Origin of the sequence: Neobacillus drentensis (assembly GCF_036966985.1) — a bacterium.
Taxonomy (GTDB): domain Bacteria; phylum Bacillota; class Bacilli; order Bacillales; family Cytobacillaceae; genus Neobacillus; species Neobacillus drentensis_E.
This window is the reverse complement of the sequence record NZ_JBALSN010000026.1, coordinates 15,948-16,280: the sequence shown is the minus strand read 5'-3', so window position 1 is coordinate 16,280 and position 333 is coordinate 15,948. Positions and strand designations below refer to the sequence as shown.

The window sequence follows — 333 nt, the reverse complement described above, 5'->3', positions numbered from 1 at the left end:
ATTTTTAAAAGCGTGGATTTGCCAGTGCCATTTTCCCCGACAATTGCAGTGCGGTCCTTATATTGTACGAGCATGTTTACTTGGTCAAACAAGTTCTTGCTTCCAAAACCCTTCGCAACGTCCTCCAAAACGATTACATCTTTACCGCTTCGATCATGGGCCTCGAAATCAATCGCCATTTTTTTGACGTCTATCTTTGGGCGGTCTAGTTTTTCAATTCGATCCAGTGCCCTTTGCATATTGGTAGCCCGTTTATGAAGGGCAGCACTTGGTGGATTGGAGCGGTTTGCCCAGTCGCGGAGTCGCTTAATCGCTTCTTTCATTTTTTTAATT

At 44.4% G+C, this 333-nt stretch carries 1 protein-coding gene; it reads right to left on the bottom strand.

Translation table 11 applies throughout. From position 1 onward, the window contains the following. On the bottom strand, positions 1–333 hold a 333-nt coding region (locus V7659_RS01705), incomplete at both ends, for an ATP-binding cassette domain-containing protein (RefSeq protein WP_335537706.1).